Below are 18,476 nucleotides of genomic sequence, written 5' to 3' on the forward strand. Positions count from 1 at the left end.
GTATTTAGAATTGAAAAAAATGGGAAAGAGTTTTCTGATCAAAATCTGGCCCCAGTAGAGCAGATAATTCTTTAATATCTGCTGGTTTTTCCAGTATTAGTCGGGAAGCTCTTTTGCTTCCGATTCCCGGGATAGCTTCCAATTCTTTTTTACTATAATCATTAAATTTTTTGGGCCATTTGAGAGCTGTAATTGAGCGATAACCGTGATCAACAACTTTTACTTTTTGAAAAAAATTGTCATTTTGATCGATGACTGCTGTTAGTATCGGGTAGGTACCCAGCTGTCTGCAGTAGTTGAGACTGCCCTTTTTCTTTTCGGAATAGAGGTCAGTTAAAACAACACCTGCCGGAAATACTTTTTTTAGCATTTGCTGATTAATTTCTTTATTTATTTTTTGTTTGTATTTTTTGAATTCACCCTGGGAGTACTTAACTTCAGGATAACTGCCCAGGCGGACAACCTGTCTGATATTAATTCTTCTGAGCATTAAATTATCAGTCAGTAATTTTTTTAAGAACTGATAATTATAATTAAGAGTTTTTCGGCTTTCTCCAATCAGGCCGTGGAGAAAATTGAGACCTGGAAGCAGTTTGGGGATGCCGTTTTCTCTTCTGCCGCCAATTTCATTCATTAGTTTAATGGCAAAATAATTATCCTTACTGCTGCTGTCTATATTATTTTTCTTTAAGACTTCTGGGTCGGCTGATTCCAGCCCAAAGGCTGCTGTATCACCGGGAGTGTTATATTTAGCAATGGTTTCTATAATTTGAGCTGATTTTTCTGGATTGCGGGCAATTTCAGCCGGGTTCATATTATCCATATGCAGCACTTTGAGATCAGGATCCGCTCTGCGAATGCCCTGATAGAGTTCCTTGATCTGATCTGGGTTTAAAATAAAATTTTCATTTTTCAGCTGAGCCCCATAGAGCAGTAGATCTGTCTGGCTTCCAAGGCGGTAGTGATGAATACCTACTTCAGCCAGAGCCTTAACTTCTGCGGCAATATTTTCCGGGCTGCGGCTGTAAGTTAAATTCTTTAGGCGTTCACTGCAGAAAGCACAGTGGCTGCTCCGGGGACAGCCTCGAAAAGTTTCCAGTTCGGCAATTATTTTTGGATAATTGGGGTGTCTTTTGAGTAAATGACTGCCGCTTAAGGCAAATTTGTTTATATACTTGTCAATTTCAGCTGGTAAAATTTCTGTTTGGGTCAGCCTTTTAAAAATATCTACTGCAGCGATTTCCGCTGCTATAATATCAAAATTATCTTTAAATTTTTCTTTCATGTTTTCAATTAAGGTGATTGGCCCCCCCAGAACTTTGGTGGGATAAAAAACTTTTTTGCCTATTTCTTTAATTTCTGCCGCTGTAGCTGGCTGTCCCCCGAGATAATGTCCGGGAACTGTGGTTCCGGCAATCATAATTACTATGTCTGCGGTTTCCATTTTTTTTAGTTCTAAATCTTTATTTTCTCTTAGGCTGTCAATGGTCAGGTAGTTAAGATTATCGTCTCGCACGCCTGCTTCCAGGAGAGCACCCCAGAGATAGCGGATATGAGGAGAAATATAAGGTGGAACTCCGAGGCAGGAGGGTTCATCTAAATATCCATCTATTACTGTGATTTTTAACTGGTTATTTTTCATGGTTAGGTCCTTTCTCACTATTAATTTGCTGTTTTAAGCTCTTAAAAAGAGTTTAAAAGAGCTTTTTAATGTCTCAACTTTAGTTTTATGTAATCTTGATAAGTGATTTTTAACAGTTTCTTTGACTTTATTATAACATAAAGCTTAACCCGAGGAAAAATACCTGAATAAATCAAAAATCCAGGCAGGATTTGCGGCTTTGAGATTAAATATATATAAGTAGGGAAAAAAGATCTCTCGGAAAAGTTTTGGATTTATACGGATTATTGAAAATCGGATAATAATAAATGGAGATGAAAATTGTGATTAAATTAAATTCATTTGTTTTAAAAATTTTTGGTTTTGCTCTAATTATATTGCTTTTGCTGGCGTTTCCTGTTTCTGCAGAGTATTATCAATCCGGATTAATTGATTTTATCCAGTCCAACCATCAGATAACAGTACCTATTTTTTCTCCAACAGCTGAGATCAGCCTGCGGGCTGAGAAAGATACAGTTCTAATAGCAGCAGGAGCTGAAAATCTGAAGTTGGAAGCTGGCAAAGAGTATTACATAACTCAGGGAGAGATCAACCTGCAGCAGCCTGAATTAAAAAGTGGCTGGGGAGTTCAGATAATGGCCAGTTCTACCGCTGAAAATGCCAGTCAGTTTAAAAACCAGGTAGAAATAGATTTTGAGGAACAGATAATTGTAAAAGAAGAAGAGGGGCTTTTTAAAGTTCTGGCTGGAGCCTTTAACGAGCGCGAACAGGCAGAAGCATTTCAGCAAAAATTGCAGCAAGCCGGCTATAATGGCTGGATAAGAGAGATTAAGATTAAGAATCAGGATACTGACCCTCAGCAAAAAGCAGAAAATCAGCAGGTTCAGCCCTACAATCAGGAAGTTGGAGAAGGGCTTAATTTCTATAATGATGCTGGTGAGAAAATACGAGCGGCTCATGTTTTTAAGATCAGGGGTCAGTTTAAGGTTGAAGATAGAAAAATGCAGGGAGAGTTTCAATTTGGACCGATTGGAAATTCAGTCTTATTCAGCTATAAAACTAATCTGGAGGAGATGACAGCTTATCTGCTGCAGAGTTCTTTTAATGCAGGTGCTCCGGTGGAGGCACTAAAGGCCCAGTCTATTCTTTATAGGACTTCACTGCTCTATCAGTTGGAAGTTCAGGGTGCACGCCTGGAAAACTTTAATAAGCTAGCCTTTGGTCGTTTGAGTCCGGTGTTTAAAGAAGCTGTAGCAGCGACTTCAGGCCAGGTACTTACCAGGGATAAGGAGTTTTATTATAATAGTGATTTTTCTTTAAAAGAAATTAACAGTCCCAGAGCTGGTATTGTTCCCCTGGCTCAGGCAGATTATAATTTTCAGGAGATTATAGAATATTATTATGATCGAGCGGAAATTGCGGAACTGACAGAACTTATAGATAGTGAGCTTAAATTTACTGCTCGTATTAACCGGGGACTTAATTTTAAGGAAATCAGGCAAAAGAGCTGGGCCGGACCCCGAGTAATTACGGTTGTTGATTATGACCTCTCAGTTGATGAACTTAATTTAAAGCCAGTGCTGGCTCAGGGAGTTGTACCGGGAAGGGAAGATCTTGGTGATATCATTCGTGATCATTCTGCTCTGGCTGGTGTTAATGGAGGCTATTTTCATTACAGCGGCAGACCGCTGGGGCTGCTTTATCTTGATGGAACTCTGGTCAGTGAACCGCTTTATCAACGAACTGCACTTTTAATTGCTCAGGACAAAGAACTTTCTTTTGCTCAGGTAGACTGGGAGGGAGAACTGTTAATAACTGATCTTTCCAGAAGCTTTAAAATAAATGGTGTTAACAGGTCAGTTCATGCTGATGAAGCAGTTGTTTTTAACAGTTATTATGGGGCTCGAATGCCGGCCTTAAGTAAGGGCTATTATGATCTTGTTATTCGTTCGGGAAAAATTTTGGGTACAGAAACTGAGCCAGGAGCTGAAACTCCAATTCCCCCGGATGGATTTGTGGTCCGGGTTGGTTCCGAAAGAAGAGATTTGATATATTTAACACCCGAATTAAAGAACCAGAGGGTAAAGATTAATAACAAGTTTTCGCCTGATTTAGAAGAGAAGAATATTATTTATGCTGTCGGTGGTGGCCCGCGTCTATTGAAAAATGGAGAAATAAAAATTACAGGTAAGCAAGAAAAATTTCAACCTGACATTTTAAATGGTAGAGCGCCGAGAACAGCACTTGGATTAACAGCGGATAATCATCTTTTGATGCTGACTATTGATGGTAGACAGGAAAAATTGAGCATTGGAATGAGTTTAGAAGAAACAGCTAAAATTTTAAGAGAGCTGGGTGCTGTTGAAGCTATGAATCTTGATGGTGGTGCCTCAGCCAGAATGGTGATCAGAGGTTTTACAATGAATCGTCCCAGTGCAGATCGTTTGATTTCGAATGGAGTCATAGTTAATCGCGAAGATTAAAGCTCTGCATTGGAAAGTAACTTTTGCAGAAATAATTTTAAATATAGCTTTATCTAATATATAATAAAATTACACTAGAGGAGAGATAAAATGACTAAAAAAATAATGATATTAATGATTACAGTAAGCTTAATTTTTACAGTTTTTACAGCAGTTAATGCAGCTGAACTGAAAGAGGTAAATTACCTTATTTCAGGTGATTCAATGGAGATTGACACCCTGCAGTTAGAGCCAAAGTTTATTCTTAATGGTGGCCATCAGGGGAAGCTGAACCTCGCTTTTGATGGAGACGATTTTCATATTGGTGCAGATATTGGTTTGAATATGATTTCCCAGCCTGAGTTTAAAATGGATCTGCATCTGATGCTGACAGACAAAGTTGATGCTCAAGACTTTGGTAAAGGGGTAGGAATTTCGGCTGCAACTTTAAATAAGGATCTAAACTTTTTCTGGCAGACCTATTACTTTGTTGATGAGGACTTAACTGATCACAGTTATTACAGAGGTGGTGCCAGATATAATATTGGTCCCCGCAGTGATTTGGAGATAAGTATTGGTAATCAGTACTGGGATCTCAGCAATCGAGTTATAAATTTTGGTCTGACCTATAAAATGTAGGGGGCTGAGATGGGAAACTATAGTTCAGAGGAATTAATAAAATATATAAATAAATTTAGCGAAAAAAGAATAATGGTTCTGGGAGATTTAATAGCTGATAAGTTTATTATCGCTGATCCAGAAAGGCTTTCTCGCGAGGCACCGGTTCTGATTTTAAAACATCAGCAGGAGAAAATTCTGCCTGGTGGTGGAGCCAATGCAGCTGCCAATATTGCCAGCCTGGGAGCAGAGGTTGATCTGCTTGGTGTTGTAGGAGAGGATCTGGCAGCAGAAGCTCTGATTGAAGAGCTTGAAGAACGGCAGATTTTAACTGCAGGAGTCTTTAAGGACAGAAGCAGGCCGACTGCTGAGAAAACAAGGATTCTGGCCGGTGGTGAGCAGATTGTTCGCCAGCAGGTGGTAAGGGTTGATAAAGTTAAGAGTTTTGATATCAGTACTCAGCTTCAGCAGAAATTAAATTCTTACCTTAAGGAAAATATCGCCAGCAGTGATGCGATTCTTTTTTCGGATTACGGAAACGGAATTTTTAATCAGAATAGTACGGCTCAGTTTGTAGAAGCTGCCGCTGCTGCCGGAAAAGAGTCAGCTGTAGACAGCCGTTATCAGTTAAATCAGTTTAAAGGAGCTGTAATTGCAACTCCTAATTTAGAAGAAGCCTCTGCTATTTATGGCAGGGAACTGAGATCTCAGGCTGAAGTAGAAAAAGCTGGTCTAGAAATGAGGAGAAAGCTGGAATTAAAATATCTACTTATAACTCAGGGTGGAGATGGAATGACTCTTTTTGCACCCGGAGATAAAATAGAGCATATTGCCGCTGCTAATTTTAGTGAAGTTTTTGATGTAACAGGTGCTGGAGATACCGTGGTTGGTACACTGGTTCTGGCCCTGGCGGCAGGTGCACCGGCAGAGATTGCGATTAGAATTGCCAATTATGCTGCCGGGATTGTTGTCCGCAAAAGTGGAGTTGCTTCAGTTACAGGCGCCGAATTAATCAGGGAAGTGAATAAAAATGACAGCTAAAATTATGGACCTCGATGCTTTGAAAAAAGAAATTGATGCCCGAAAAGAGGCGGGAGAATTAATTGTTTTTACAAATGGTTGCTTTGATATCCTGCATGTTGGTCATATTCGCTATTTGAAAAAAGCTGCTTCTCTGGGTGATAAGCTGGTGCTGGCTGTAAATAGTGACAGTTCAGTTAGAAAGCTGAAAGGGAAAACACGTCCTCTGATGCCGGAGGCTGACAGACTCGAAATGCTGGCTGCTCTGGAAATGGTCGATTATCTAATACTCTTTTCGGAAGCTGATGCCACTAACTTACTGGAGCAGATTAAACCACAGGTTTATGTTAAAGGTGGAGATTACAGAATTGAAGATCTACCTGAGGCGGAGACAGTTTACAGTTATGGTGGAAAAATAGTTTTAATTACCGAGGTTAAGGGAAAATCAACAACAAATTTAATTAAAAAGATAAGGCAGATTAAAGATGAAAAATAGTCAACTTCAAATTCTTATTCTGCTGACCCTCTTACTTTTAGGAGTGACAATGCTGGAATTGGGTATTTCATTTCAGGATTTGATGAGTTTTTGAGGGAAAACTGAGACCAGGATGGGGGGATATTCTTGTTTAAAGAGAAGGAAGAAGAAGAGATTATAGAGATGGCCCAGGCTGGAAATGACTTTGCAATAGAATATCTAATAGATCAAAATATGGATATAGTCTATGCTAAGGCCAGATTCTTTTTTATCAAGGGTCTGGATCGGGATGATGTTATTCAGGAGGGACGAGTTGGACTGTACAAAGCAATCCGGGATTTTAAAGAAGATAAAGGAGCTTCTTTTCGAGGTTTTTCTCAGCTTTGTGTACACAGACAGCTGGTTTCTGCTATAAAAAAGGCAAATCGCCAGAAACACATGCCTTTAAATACCTCTGCTTCTCTTGATAAAAGCCTGGACTATGGCAATGAAACGGGAAGAACTTTTAATGAAATTTTACCAGATGAAGGAGAAAATCTAGAAAAGAAATTTATCTGTCAGGAAACTTTAACTACAATTATTGACGAACTCTCGGAAGAATTAACAGATCTTGAATGGAATGTGTTTATGCTTTATCTGGATAGTAAATCCTATCAGGAAATATCCGAAGATCTTGATATTAATGTCAAAACGGTTGACAATGCTCTGCAGAGGGCCAGAAAGAAAATTGATGATCTGCGTGAACATTACAACCTCAAAGGAGTTGTTAATTAAAATTGAAAGTACTGGATATTTTAAAAGATTTGGTTTATCCTGAAAAACCTGTCTGTCTTGCCTGTGGTCGCAGATATGATCATTCCGAAATAGAAGGGGTTTGTGACCGCTGTCTGGCCCGTTTTTCTTTTATTACAGATGCCTGCCCGGTCTGTGGAAGAGAGGTTGTTCCGGCAACCTTAATTGAAGGGCAGCCCTGTCCGGAATGTAAGGAAGAAAGACCGCCTTACAATTATGCCCGCAGTGTTTTCACTTATTCAGGTTATGCCAGAGAAGTACTTTTGGAATATAAATATGGTCACCGGCCAGATCTGGCTGAGCCATTTTCGCAGATGTTATTTCTCTATTATGATGAATATTTTAAAGATCGGGATATAGATTTTTTAATTCCAGTACCAATGCATGGTGACCGCAAAACATATCGCGGTTATAATCAGGCTGCCAGACTGGCAAAAGAGCTTTCCAAAAAAATAAAAGTCGAATATAAGGATGTGCTTTTTCGAGTTAAAAATTCACTCCCACTTTATACTTTGACCAAGAAGGCAAGAAAACTGGAGCTGGAGGGAGCTTTTGAGTTAAAAGATAAGATTGATCCCGCTATTTTTGAGAACAAAAACATTTTGATTATTGACGATATAATTACAACAGGTACCACTTCTTCTGAGATTTCGCATTTTGTTTTAAAAGAGATGGGTGCCAAAAATGTTTATGTGCTGACAGCAGCTTCAGTACCGGTTAAGTTAGACTAGTTTTTGAATTACGCTTCTTTCTGAACTTAAATTAAAACTATTTAGATTAAAATTAAATTAAGATTTTTAATAATTATTTTTTAAGGCAGGAATTATTTTCACTTTGTAGAATAATATAATATACAGAGAAAAGCAAAATATAATAATAATAATAGTTGTATGAGAGGAGTGAGCTTCATGAAAATTATGACCTATGGTAAAAACATTGATGTTACCCCGGCTCTAAAGAAGCACGCAGAGGAGAAGGTAGAGAAGCTGGAGAAGTATTTCAATGGAGAACCGATGGAAGTTCAGATCTCCATGGAAGTAGAAAAAGAAAGACATATTGTCGAAGTTACAGCCTTTGTTAAGGGTCTTATCCTTAGAGGTGAGGAAGCTTCCGGTGATATGTATGCTTCTATCGATGGTGTAATGGATAAACTTGAGCGCCAGGTTAGAAAATATAAAACTAAGATTCACGATAGATATATTGAGAAGAAACAGGAATACAAAGAAGAATATAAGGAGAAGCGCAAAGAACAGGTCTTAAATCATCAGTTAGGTAATGAGGAAGAAAATATTGATACTGATGTATTTGAGCCGCAGGTTGTGAGGACCAAGCGTTTTCCAATGAAGCCGATGAATGTAGAAGAGGCCTGTATGCAGATGGACCTCTTAGATCATGACTTCTTTGTTTTCCATAATGCTGATACAGAAGAAACCAATGTGGTTTATAAGCGAAACGATGGAAATTATGGCTTGATTGAGCCGACATTTGGTTAAGCTAATAATAGTATTAGATAAGATTGAATTAAGAGGGATGCCCTGGCGGGCTCCCTTTTTTTATACCATTATGAGAAATAATTCACTATAAATAAGAAAATAGATCTTTTGATCGGGGATTAATCAATAATCTAATCTGCCTTTAATTGTGTTTTAGGGTTTAAGATGATATAATTACTTTGATTGAGATAGCAGGAATGCATTAGATTTGTAAATGGAATTATATTATTATAATACGATTGAAAATTTTTTAATCGTCAAATTTAGGGAGGAAGATAAATGTTTGAGTTCCTCAAGAACTTATTTAAAGATCCAAACGAAAAAGAACTGGAAAAATTGGAACCGATTGTAGAAAAAATTAATGCTCTTGAACCTGAAATGCAGGCGTTGAGCGATCAGAATTTAAAAGCGAAGACTGCAGAGTTTAAAAATAGATATCAGGAGGGAGAAAGTCTGGATGAGCTTTTACCGGAGGCTTTTGCTGTTGTAAGAGAAGCTTCTCAGAGAGCAACTGAAGCTGGTTTTCGTCACTATGATGTTCAGCTGATTGGAGGAATTGTTCTTCATCAGGGGAAAATAGCAGAAATGAAGACCGGGGAAGGAAAAACGCTGGCTGCAACCCTACCTGTTTATCTTAATGCTCTGAGTGGACAGGGGGTACATGTAGTAACAGTTAATGACTATCTGGCCGAAAGAGATAGTGAGTGGATGGGCCAGATTTATCGTTTTTTAGGGATGTCTGTGGGAGTAATTTTAAGTGGAATGTCTCCTGGTGAGAGAAGAGAAGCTTATAACTGTGATATTACCTATGGTACCAACAACGAGTTTGGCTTTGATTATCTGAGAGATAATATGGCCTATAAGGAAGAGGATCTGGTTCAGCGAGAGCATCATTATGCAATTTTAGATGAGGTCGACAGTATACTAATTGATGAAGCCCGGACACCGCTGATTATTTCGGGGCCGGTTCAGGAAAAAAGTTCGGATTACCGTAAATTTAATCGAGTTATTCCAGCCTTAAAACGTGAGGAAGACTTTGAAATAGATGAAAAAAACAAACTGGTAACTCTGACTGAATCAGGAGTAAAAAAGGCTGAAAGCAAGTTGAATGTGGACAACCTTTATTCAGAAGAAAATTTTAAACTCAATCATCAATTAAATCAGGCCTTAAAAGCTCATACTTTAATGAAAAAGGATAGAGACTATATAGTTAAAGATGGTGCCGTAAAAATTGTGGACGAATTTACCGGTCGAGTAATGGAAGGCCGACGCTACAGTGAAGGGCTGCATCAGGCTATTGAGGCTAAAGAAGGAGTAGAGGTCCAGAAAGGAAGTCAGACCTTTGCCAAAATTACTTTGCAAAACTTTTTTAGAATGTATAATAAACTGGCTGGAATGACAGGTACTGCTGAGACTGAAGAGGAAGAATTTATAAAAATTTATGATATGCCCGTAGTAGTTGTGCCTACAAATGAGCCGATGATCAGGGATGATATGCCGGATTTAGTTTTTACCAATAAAGAGGCTAAATATAAGGCAGTTATTAATGAAATTAAAGATTTATATAAAACCGGTCAGCCGGTGCTGGTTGGTACAGCAGATATTGAAAATTCGGAGATGTTAAGCCGCCAGTTAAAAAGAGAAAATGTACCGCATGAGGTTTTAAATGCGAAAAACCATGAACGGGAAGCAGATATAATTAAGGATGCCGGACAGAAAAAAAGTGTAACAATTGCAACCAATATGGCCGGTCGTGGTACAGATATTGTTTTAGGAGAAGGTGTCAAAGAACTTGGCGGTTTGCATGTGCTGGGTACAGAACGCCATGAGAGCCGCCGGATAGACAATCAGCTTCGCGGCCGTTCTGGACGTCAGGGAGATCCAGGTTCTTCCCAATTTTATGTTTCACTGGAAGATGATCTTTTAAGACTTTTTGGTTCTGATAAGATCAACGGTATTCTCGATAAATTGGGTGTTGATGAGGATCAGCCAGTTGAACATAAAATGATTTCTAACTCAATTGAGCGGGCTCAACAGAAAGTAGAGAGCCGCAATTTTGATATCAGAAAAGCAATTCTAGAATATGATGATATCTTAAATAAACAGCGGGAGGTTATTTACGATCAGCGCCGCACACTTTTAACTACAGCCGAATTGGAAGCAAAAATAGCTGGAATGATGGAACAGCTTTTGGATGATGTAATCGAGATGTTTATGTCTGAGGATCTCCATCCAGATGAGTGGGATTTAGCTGGAATGTTTGAATATCTGCATGGAATTGGACTGGCCAGTGAGTTAGAAGCAGCAGATTTAGACAGCCTGGAGAGAAATGAAATTAAAGAGAAAATAACTTTAAGTTCGCTGGGAGCTTACCAGCAGAAGCGAGAAAAAATAGATTCAGAGAGATTTAATAAAATAATTAAATTTTTAGCTTTAAGAGTAATTGACCGCAAGTGGATGACTCATCTGGATAATATGGATGAGCTTCGCCAGGGAATAGGTTTAAGAGCTTATGGTCAGAAAGATCCTCTAACAGAATATAAATTCGAATCCTTTGATATGTTTAATGAGCTAACTGCTTCTATCCGGGAAGATATAGTTGAGACTGCCTTTAAAGTTGAAGTTGAAGAAAGAGAAAATATTCCGAGACAGGAAATTAATCAGCGTCAGTTAAACTATTCTTCACCTCAGTCAGCTCTAGAGGGGAAATCAAAGGGAAATGATAGATCAACAGCTGGTGATGGCAGTGTTGGTCAGGCAACTGTTGTAAAAGAAGAAGAACCTGGGCGTAATGATCCCTGCCCCTGTGGTAGTGGTAAAAAATATAAAAAATGTTGTGGGAGATGATTTAAATGAATAATAGTTTTAAGGACAAATTTTCAGAATTAAAACAGAGATTTAAGGAATTGAGTGATTTACTTTGACCGGGAAAAATTACTGCAGGATAAAAAAGATATAGAATCTGAGATGTCAGCAGGTGGATTCTGGGATGATAAAGAAAATGCTCGTAAAAAATCGCAGAAACTGGACTGGATTAAAAAACGTCTTAAAGTGATCAAGAGCCTGGAAGAAAAATTTGAAGAGGCTGAAGTTTATCTTGAACTTGCTGCTGAAGAAGACGAAAGTCTGGAGAGTGAACTTAAAGTAACTCTCACTGAACTGGAAAAGGAACTTGAAAAACTTGAGTTGAAACTGAGATTAAATGAGCCTTATGATGATCACAATGCTATTTTATCTATTCATCCGGGAGCAGGTGGAACTGAATCTCAGGACTGGGCTCAGATGCTGCTTAGAATGTACAGCCGCTGGGCAGAAGCAAATGGTTATCAGCTTCAAACTCTGGATTTTAATCCAGGTGATGAAGCCGGAATTAAGAGTGTGACGCTGATGATCGAAGGAGATTATGCATTTGGTTATTTAAAGGGTGAACGAGGGGTGCATCGTCTGGTCAGAATTTCTCCTTTTGATTCCTCTGGCCGCAGGCATACTTCTTTTGCTTCGGTTGATGTAATGCCGGAGATTGATGATGATATTGAGGTTGATATTGACGAAAGTGATTTGAAGATTGATACTTATCGGGCCAGTGGAGCTGGCGGGCAGCATGTCAATAAAACTGATTCTGCTGTAAGAATTACCCATCAGCCTACAGGTGTGGTAGTCCAGTGTCAGAATGAAAGATCACAGCATAAAAATAAAGAAACAGCAATGAAGATTTTAACTGCCAAATTGCTGGAATTAAAAGAAGAGGCTCAGGCAGAAAAAATTGATGAGTTAAGCGGTGAACATAAGGAGATTGCCTGGGGGAGCCAGATCAGATCCTATGTTTTTCATCCTTATAACATGATTAAAGATCACCGAACTGATTTTGAAGAAGGTAATGTAGATAAAGTAATGGACGGTTATCTTGATGAATTTATAGGGGCTTATTTAAAATATCAGAGCGCTCAATAAATTTTAGCACAATAAAACCTGCGGGGATAAATAGGCGCTCCTTTTTATGAGTTCTGTAATTAATTATTTTAGAGGAAAAGGTGAATTTTGTTGAAAAAAATATTGATTGGAGTTATTTTAATAACTTTTATTGCAGCTGCCTGGACACTGAATGCAAGAATTAACAAAGTTGATCAAAATCCAGGTATAGAAGTAATAATGGATGGAGAAGCTTATACAGAATTAAAGTCTCTGGAACCAGAACTTGATCTTCGGCAGTTAAAAGAAAGTGGGGTTACAGGTCTGGCTATTTATCAACAGAGTCTGGAAGACTTTGTTGAGAGAGGGGCTTTAAAAAGAATTGAAGCACTGGATATTATTCTGGGTGGTGAGCAATTAAAAGCTGAACTGGCCTCCAGCCGGATTGAAATTTCAGAACTTGAAAATTCAGCTCTTTTTGCTGTTTTTAGTGACTCACTGTGGCAGCAGATCAATAAACTGGCACCAGAATTAAAGGCAGATTATGCAGCCAGGACTATTAAAACTGGTACTTATAATTTTCTTTATTTTCCCAGCTGGCACAAGAACCTCGAAGATATTAATCTTGGTTATAACGAAAGCCAGTTTAAGGAGGCAAAAGCAAATGATTTAAAAATTGCTTTTAGAAGTAATAATAAATTAAATGCGCTATCTGCCCTGAAAAATAACCTTGAGTTATTAAAAGCAGATTATTTGATTTTTGATGGAGAAGAGGTTACCGGTTATCCTGACAGGCTTGATCAAACGGCTGCTTTAATGCAGGAGCACAATCTGATTTTTGGTAATATTGAAGCTTTTATTGCTGCTCAGGCTGGAGCTGAAAAACTGGCTAAGTTAAATGATTTTCAGCTGCTGCGGACTCATAGTATGCAGCAGGAAGAAGTTGAAAAGGCAGATAATCAGGAAATTATAAATCGTTATTTGCTCTCAGTCAGAGAAAGAAATGTAAAGATTCTTTATCACAAACCTTATCTTAAAGGTGATCAACTGAAAGAAAAAAATCTGACACTGCTTGGGGAGTTAACTTCCAGCCTCAAAAAGGAAGGTTATCTACCGGGGAGTGCAGAAACAGCGCCCTATTTTAGTAATTCAGGCTGGGATGTACTGTTGATATTGCTTGGAGTAACAGCTGCCGGAATTTTACTCCTCAATTATTTTACTGCTTTTAAATACGAAAAACTAATGATTCTCCTGCTGCCAACAGCTGCTGTTGTTGGATTTCTATTCTTAAGTTCAGGCAGGGAAATTTTGCTGCGACAAATAACTGCACTGGGCTCAGCTGTGATTTTTCCATCGCTGGCAGTGATCGTTTTTCTGCTGGAAAAAAAGCAGGGAGGGGAAAATCTGGAAGGTGGTTTAAAACTGGCTTTTCTATTCTTTAATTTTACTGCTGCTGTTTTGACAGCACTGGTCGGAGGAATATTAGTTAGCGCTGTTTTAAATAGCAGTGAATTTATCTTTAAAATCAATGATTTTAGAGGTGTAAAAGTTGCTTTTTTAATGCCTCTGATTATAATATCACTTTATTATCTTTTCCAGCCTGGCTCAAAGGATTTACGTCATAAAATACCTCAGCTTCTGGAAAGTGTAATTAAGGTTAAACATATTATTCTGGCAGGAGGTTTGGCTTTAATTGCAGTTATTTACATTGGTAGAACAGGTAATTTTCCTCTGCTGCCTGTGCCAGCCTGGGAATTAACTATTCGCAGTCTGCTGGAGAAAATTCTTTATGTGAGACCTCGTTTTAAAGAGTTTTTAATAGGTCATCCGTTATTTATTTTCTCACTGTATTTGAGTGTTCAAAAAAGAAAAGAGCTTTATTTTTATCCGCTGTTAATGCTGGCTTCAGTAGGTGTTATAACTATAGTCAATACTTTTTCACACCTGCATACACCAGTGCTGATCTCACTGCTTAGAACTTTTCATGCTTACTGGTTGAGTTTTGCAGTTGCTGCAGTTTTTATTCTTGTCTATAAGCTCTTTACTAACTTATATAAAAAATACTATCTGGTTGGGGTTAAATAATGAAGAAAATCGTGATTTCGGGCTATTATGGTTTTAATAATCTTGGTGATGAAGCTGTACTGGCTGGAATAACTTCACTTTTAAAAGCAAAAAACGAAGATCTGAAAATTACTGTTCTTTCAGCAGAACCTGCAAAAACTTCTGAACGATACAAACTTAATGCTGTAAATCGAAATTCGATTATTCAGATTCTGGCTGCTCTGGCTGAAGCGGATCTTTTTATTAGTGGTGGTGGCAGTCTGCTGCAGGATGTGACTGGAAATTTTTCGGTTCCTTATTATCTGGGGCTTTGCTGGCTGGCCAGAATACAGGGAGTAAAAACAGTTTATTATGCTCAGGGTGCAGGTCCACTTGATAAAAAGTGGAGTCAGTATTTAACTGCTCTGACGTTAAATAGATTTGAACTGCTTGGCGTCAGAGATCAGACTTCTAAAAAGCTGCTGAGAGAGATCGGAGTTAAAAATGAGATTGAACTAACAGTTGACCCAGTATTTGCTCTTTTTGATCCTATTAACAATCTGAGACAGCAGATTAAAGGACAAATCGAAGTTGGAATTTCGGTGCGCCCCTGGTCGGTTGATTATATATCTGAACTTGCTGATGCTTTAAATCAATTTGCCCGGGGGAAGAGGGTAAAATTTAATATTTTCCCAATGCACCAGGGTTCAGATGAAAAAATTTCACTTCAGCTTAAAAAGAAGCTGGAGGCTGAAACAGAAATTAAGGAGCTTTCTTTGATTCCGGAAAAAGCTTTAAAATCTTTTTCTCAGCTTGATTTATTTGTTGGAGTTCGTCTCCACAGTTTGATTTTTGCGCTTTTAAATCAGATTCCGGTGCTGGCTTTAAGTTATGACCCCAAAATTGAGGGACTAATGACGGAACTAGATTACCTGCCGTTAATGAAGCTCGAAAACTTAGAGTCTTCTCAGGTGTTGGAAAAGCTGGAATCTATTTTTGCTGAACGTTACAGTCTGCGCAAAAAAATCAAAGAATTTTTGAAGCTCAAAAAAGCAGAGGCAGAAGAATTTGCCGAACTGGTTCTAAAGGAGGTTGACTCTTGCGAGAGCTGATTAAAATACTGGATATAAATATAGATAAACTCAATATGCGGCAGGCAGTTGAGAGGGTAAAAGAACTAACTTTTGATCACAGCAGCCCTTCTTTAGTAGTAACTCCAAATTCGGAGATGCTGGCCCTGGCCATTGAAGATCAAAAGCTGGCGGAAATTTTAAATTCAGCTGATCTGGCAACTGCTGACGGGATTGGGGTTGTTATTGCTTCCAAAATTTTAGGTGATCCACTGGAAGAGAGAGTGGCCGGTTTTGATCTGATAAGCTTATTATTTAAAGAACTGGCTGCAGAAAATATTAACTTTTATTTTTTGGGTGGTAAGCCAGGAATTGTTGACCGGGCGACAGCAAATTTAAAAAGAGATTTTCCTGATTTAAATATTAGCGGTTACCATCACGGCTATTTAGATCGAGAAAATCAGCAGCAGGTGATTGCAGAAATAAATGAAAAAGATGTTGATCTGCTGCTGGTCGGGATGGGTGTTCCTCTGCAGGAAAAATTTTTGGCTAATAATTTGGAGAATTTAAATGTAGGAGCTGCGATTACAGTTGGCGGCAGTTTTGATGTGCTGGCCGGTGAGGTTGAAAGAGCTCCGCTCTGGATGCAGAAGGCTGCCCTGGAGTGGTTTTATCGATTGCTGCAGGAGCCATCTCGATTTGGGAGAATGTTGTCTCTGCCGCGATTTATTTACCTTGTAATTAAATCTAAATACTTTAAGCTGGACTAATTAAATAAAAAACTAAATTTGCACAGGGAGCTAAGTATAAGAGGGGGAGATAGCTTGAAAAAAAGAATTTTTATCGATTATCTTGGAATTACAGCTGGTTCATTTTTGATTGCACTGGCTTTAACAGTTTTTCTGGTTCCCAACAAAATTGCTGCCGGAGGGGTCAGTGGACTGGCAACCGTCATTTATTATCTGACATCTTTTCCGATTGGTATAACCATGCTGGTTATTAATATTCCACTTTTTCTGGCTGGCATTAAGATTATGGGGATGAGTTTTGGGATTAGAACTATTTATGGGATTGTTTCGCTTTCTGTTTTTACTGATCTGCTGCAGCCTCATATGACGGCTCTGACTGATGATCTTTTGCTGGCTTCAATTTATGGTGGGGTAGTTGGAGGAGTAGGTCTGGGAATAGTTTTTAGATCCCGCGGTACTACAGGAGGTACTGATTTAATAGCCTCCCTGATCAATTATTTTACGGGGATCACAGTTGGAGAAGGACTTTTAATTGCAGATGGAGTTGTAGTTGCTCTGGCCGGAATCTTTTTTAATCTTGAAGTTGCACTCTATGCAGCCGTTACTATTTTTATTACTTCTCAAACTATTGATGTTGTGCAGGAGGGTTTAAACTTTAAAAAAGGTGTGTTAATTATCTCCGATAAAGCTGAAAAGATTAATCAGATGGTTGTTAACGATTTAAATAGAGGGATAACTGAATTTGAGGCTAAGGGTGGTTATACCGGTGATCGCAAGCGAGTTCTGCTCTGTATAATTTCACGTTCCGAGGTTTCAGAGCTAAAAAAGGCAGTGTCCCAAATCGATCAGGAAGCTTTTGTTATTATTAGTAATGTTCATGAAGTTCTGGGCGAAGGTTTTACTGAAATAGTTCATTAGCTGATTTAGTATATCATATTTTAATTTATTAATTTAAGAAAGCGGGTGGCGAATTTAATGAAAATAATTAGAGATAAATTTAAACATAAGGTCTGGCTGATAGCCATAACATTTTTATTATTATTTACTTTTGCAGTTTCTGCACAGGATAGTGCAGTGGACAAACAGCTTCCACAGGAGCCTCAGCAGGATGAAAATTACACCAAGGCTGATGCTTTTCAGGATGTAATGTTTCTGCTGCAGAATTATTATGTTGAGGATGTAAAATTTGAAACACTGATTGAAGGTGCCATTGATGGAATGCTAAATAAGGTTGATCGATATTCTTATTTTATGTCTCCTTCGGAATATGAGGAAATGCAGCAGGAATATGAGGGTCATTATGGTGGAATTGGAATTGTAATTACAATGAGAGATAATAAATTAACAATAGTTTCTCCGATAAAAAATACTCCCGGAGAGAGAGCAGGTCTGAGATCTGGAGATATCATTACTGCAATTGATGGTCAGGAGACAGCTGAGATGTCACAGATGAAGGCAGTAGATTTGATGCGCGGAGAAGAAGGCACAGATGTTACTCTGACTATTGATCGAGGAGATGAAGATCCATTTGAGGTTAAAATTACTCGCGAAGATATAGAAGTGCCCTATGTTGAAACTGAAATGAAAACTGATGAGATTGGCTATATTAGTCTGGCCCAGTTTATTGAGAATGTAGGTACAAAAGTAGAAACTGCTGTGACTGATTTAAAAGAACAGGGAGCTCGAGGTATTATTCTTGATTTAAGAAATAATCCCGGGGGTCTGCTGAATGAGGCTGTAAATGTTTCTTCAGTATTTTTAGAAGAAGGAGTTGTAGTTTCTGTCAGACAGAAGGATGAGACAGAAAGAATACTGAAAGTAAATCAGGATATTAATTCGAATACTGAAATTCCGTTAATTATTTTAATTAATAAGGGTTCTGCCAGTGCCTCCGAAATTGTTTCAGGGGCTATCAAAGATTATGATCGCGGTAAGTTAATTGGAACAACAACTTTTGGTAAAGGAGTTGTACAATCAGTTGTACCGCTTAAGGATGGTTCTGCAGTCAGTTTAACTACTGCTCGCTATTATACTCCTGATGGCAACTATATTCATGAAAAAGGAATTAAGCCTGACGTAAAAGTAGAGCTGGATATTGAGGCAGCTCAGGAAGATGGTAGTGATAATCAGCTGGAGCGGGCAATAGATGAGATGGAAAATATGATCTTTGTGCGTGAATTTCAGGATAAAAAGGCTGCAGGAGAGTAAAAACGATCGGGATAAA

The 18,476-nt window shown here is 38.5% G+C and carries 15 protein-coding genes; 14 read left to right on the forward strand and 1 reads right to left on the reverse strand.

All coding sequences use genetic code 11. The features are described from left to right. Positions 1-4: 4 nt before the first annotated feature. Positions 5-1,642, reverse strand: a complete 1,638-nt coding sequence (locus DFR80_RS06190; RefSeq protein ID WP_114489476.1) for a radical SAM protein — start codon at positions 1,640-1,642, stop codon at positions 5-7. Positions 1,643-1,935: 293 nt separating this feature from the next. On the opposite strand from DFR80_RS06190, the gene DFR80_RS06195 reads away from it, so the two are divergent. The 14 genes from DFR80_RS06195 to DFR80_RS06260 all read left to right on the forward strand — a co-directional run bounded on the left by DFR80_RS06195 (position 1,936) and on the right by DFR80_RS06260 (position 18,460). Beyond that, positions 1,936-4,104, forward strand: coding sequence for a phosphodiester glycosidase family protein (locus DFR80_RS06195; RefSeq protein WP_114489516.1), 2,169 nt, complete (start codon positions 1,936-1,938; stop codon positions 4,102-4,104). A 90-nt stretch (positions 4,105-4,194) separates the two neighbouring features. Next, complete coding sequence (locus DFR80_RS06200) at positions 4,195-4,722, forward strand: hypothetical protein (RefSeq protein ID WP_076545707.1); 528 nt, start codon at positions 4,195-4,197, stop codon at positions 4,720-4,722. A 9-nt stretch (positions 4,723-4,731) separates the two neighbouring features. After that, positions 4,732-5,742 carry a bifunctional heptose 7-phosphate kinase/heptose 1-phosphate adenyltransferase gene (locus tag DFR80_RS06205; RefSeq protein ID WP_114489477.1) on the forward strand — a complete coding sequence of 337 codons (1,011 nt, stop codon included), beginning with the start codon at positions 4,732-4,734 and terminating at the stop codon, positions 5,740-5,742. Beyond that, on the forward strand, positions 5,732-6,217 hold the full coding sequence (rfaE2, locus tag DFR80_RS06210) for a D-glycero-beta-D-manno-heptose 1-phosphate adenylyltransferase (RefSeq protein ID WP_076545709.1): 486 nt from the start codon (positions 5,732-5,734) through the stop codon (positions 6,215-6,217). Before DFR80_RS06205 ends, rfaE2 begins: the two co-directional genes overlap by 11 nt. A 126-nt stretch (positions 6,218-6,343) precedes the next feature. Further along, positions 6,344-6,970 (forward strand): RNA polymerase sporulation sigma factor SigH, encoded by a 627-nt coding sequence (gene sigH / locus DFR80_RS06215; RefSeq protein ID WP_076545710.1) that lies wholly within the window; start codon positions 6,344-6,346, stop codon positions 6,968-6,970. A gap of 2 nt (positions 6,971-6,972) precedes the next feature. Next, positions 6,973-7,719: a ComF family protein gene (locus DFR80_RS06220; RefSeq protein WP_114489478.1), complete on the forward strand. Its 747-nt coding sequence runs from the start codon at positions 6,973-6,975 to the stop codon at positions 7,717-7,719. A 177-nt stretch (positions 7,720-7,896) separates the two neighbouring features. Next, entirely contained in the window at positions 7,897-8,481 is a 585-nt protein-coding gene (gene hpf / locus DFR80_RS06225; protein WP_076545712.1) for a ribosome hibernation-promoting factor, HPF/YfiA family, read from the forward strand. 279 nt (positions 8,482-8,760) lie between these two features. After that, complete coding sequence (gene secA, locus DFR80_RS06230; RefSeq protein ID WP_114489479.1) at positions 8,761-11,328, forward strand: preprotein translocase subunit SecA; 2,568 nt, start codon at positions 8,761-8,763, stop codon at positions 11,326-11,328. 5 nt (positions 11,329-11,333) lie between these two features. Then, positions 11,334-12,432 (forward strand): peptide chain release factor 2 gene (gene prfB / locus DFR80_RS06235; RefSeq protein ID WP_199505789.1). Its coding sequence is split into 2 segments (ribosomal slippage): positions 11,334-11,402 and positions 11,404-12,432, totalling 1,098 coding nucleotides; the frame shifts between segments, so codons are not numbered across the junction. 90 nt (positions 12,433-12,522) lie between these two features. Then, the gene (locus DFR80_RS06240) at positions 12,523-14,475 is read left to right on the forward strand and encodes a DUF5693 family protein (RefSeq protein WP_114489480.1); all 1,953 of its coding nucleotides are present in this window, start codon (positions 12,523-12,525) and stop codon (positions 14,473-14,475) included. Further along, the gene (csaB, locus tag DFR80_RS06245) at positions 14,475-15,545 is read left to right on the forward strand and encodes a polysaccharide pyruvyl transferase CsaB (protein WP_114489481.1); all 1,071 of its coding nucleotides are present in this window, start codon (positions 14,475-14,477) and stop codon (positions 15,543-15,545) included. The genes DFR80_RS06240 and csaB overlap by 1 nt, the downstream gene beginning before the upstream one ends. After that, positions 15,533-16,273, forward strand: a complete 741-nt coding sequence (locus DFR80_RS06250; protein ID WP_114489482.1) for a WecB/TagA/CpsF family glycosyltransferase — start codon at positions 15,533-15,535, stop codon at positions 16,271-16,273. Before csaB ends, DFR80_RS06250 begins: the two co-directional genes overlap by 13 nt. Positions 16,274-16,327: 54 nt before the next feature. Continuing rightward, positions 16,328-17,170, forward strand: coding sequence for a YitT family protein (locus DFR80_RS06255; RefSeq protein WP_114489483.1), 843 nt, complete (start codon positions 16,328-16,330; stop codon positions 17,168-17,170). 57 nt (positions 17,171-17,227) lie between these two features. Next, positions 17,228-18,460, forward strand: a complete 1,233-nt coding sequence (locus tag DFR80_RS06260) for a S41 family peptidase (protein ID WP_114489484.1) — start codon at positions 17,228-17,230, stop codon at positions 18,458-18,460. The last annotated feature ends 16 nt before the right edge of the window (positions 18,461-18,476 follow it).

Origin of the sequence: Halanaerobium sp. ST460_2HS_T2, assembly GCF_003337665.1 — a bacterium.
Lineage (GTDB): Bacteria > Bacillota > Halanaerobiia > Halanaerobiales > Halanaerobiaceae > Halanaerobium > Halanaerobium kushneri.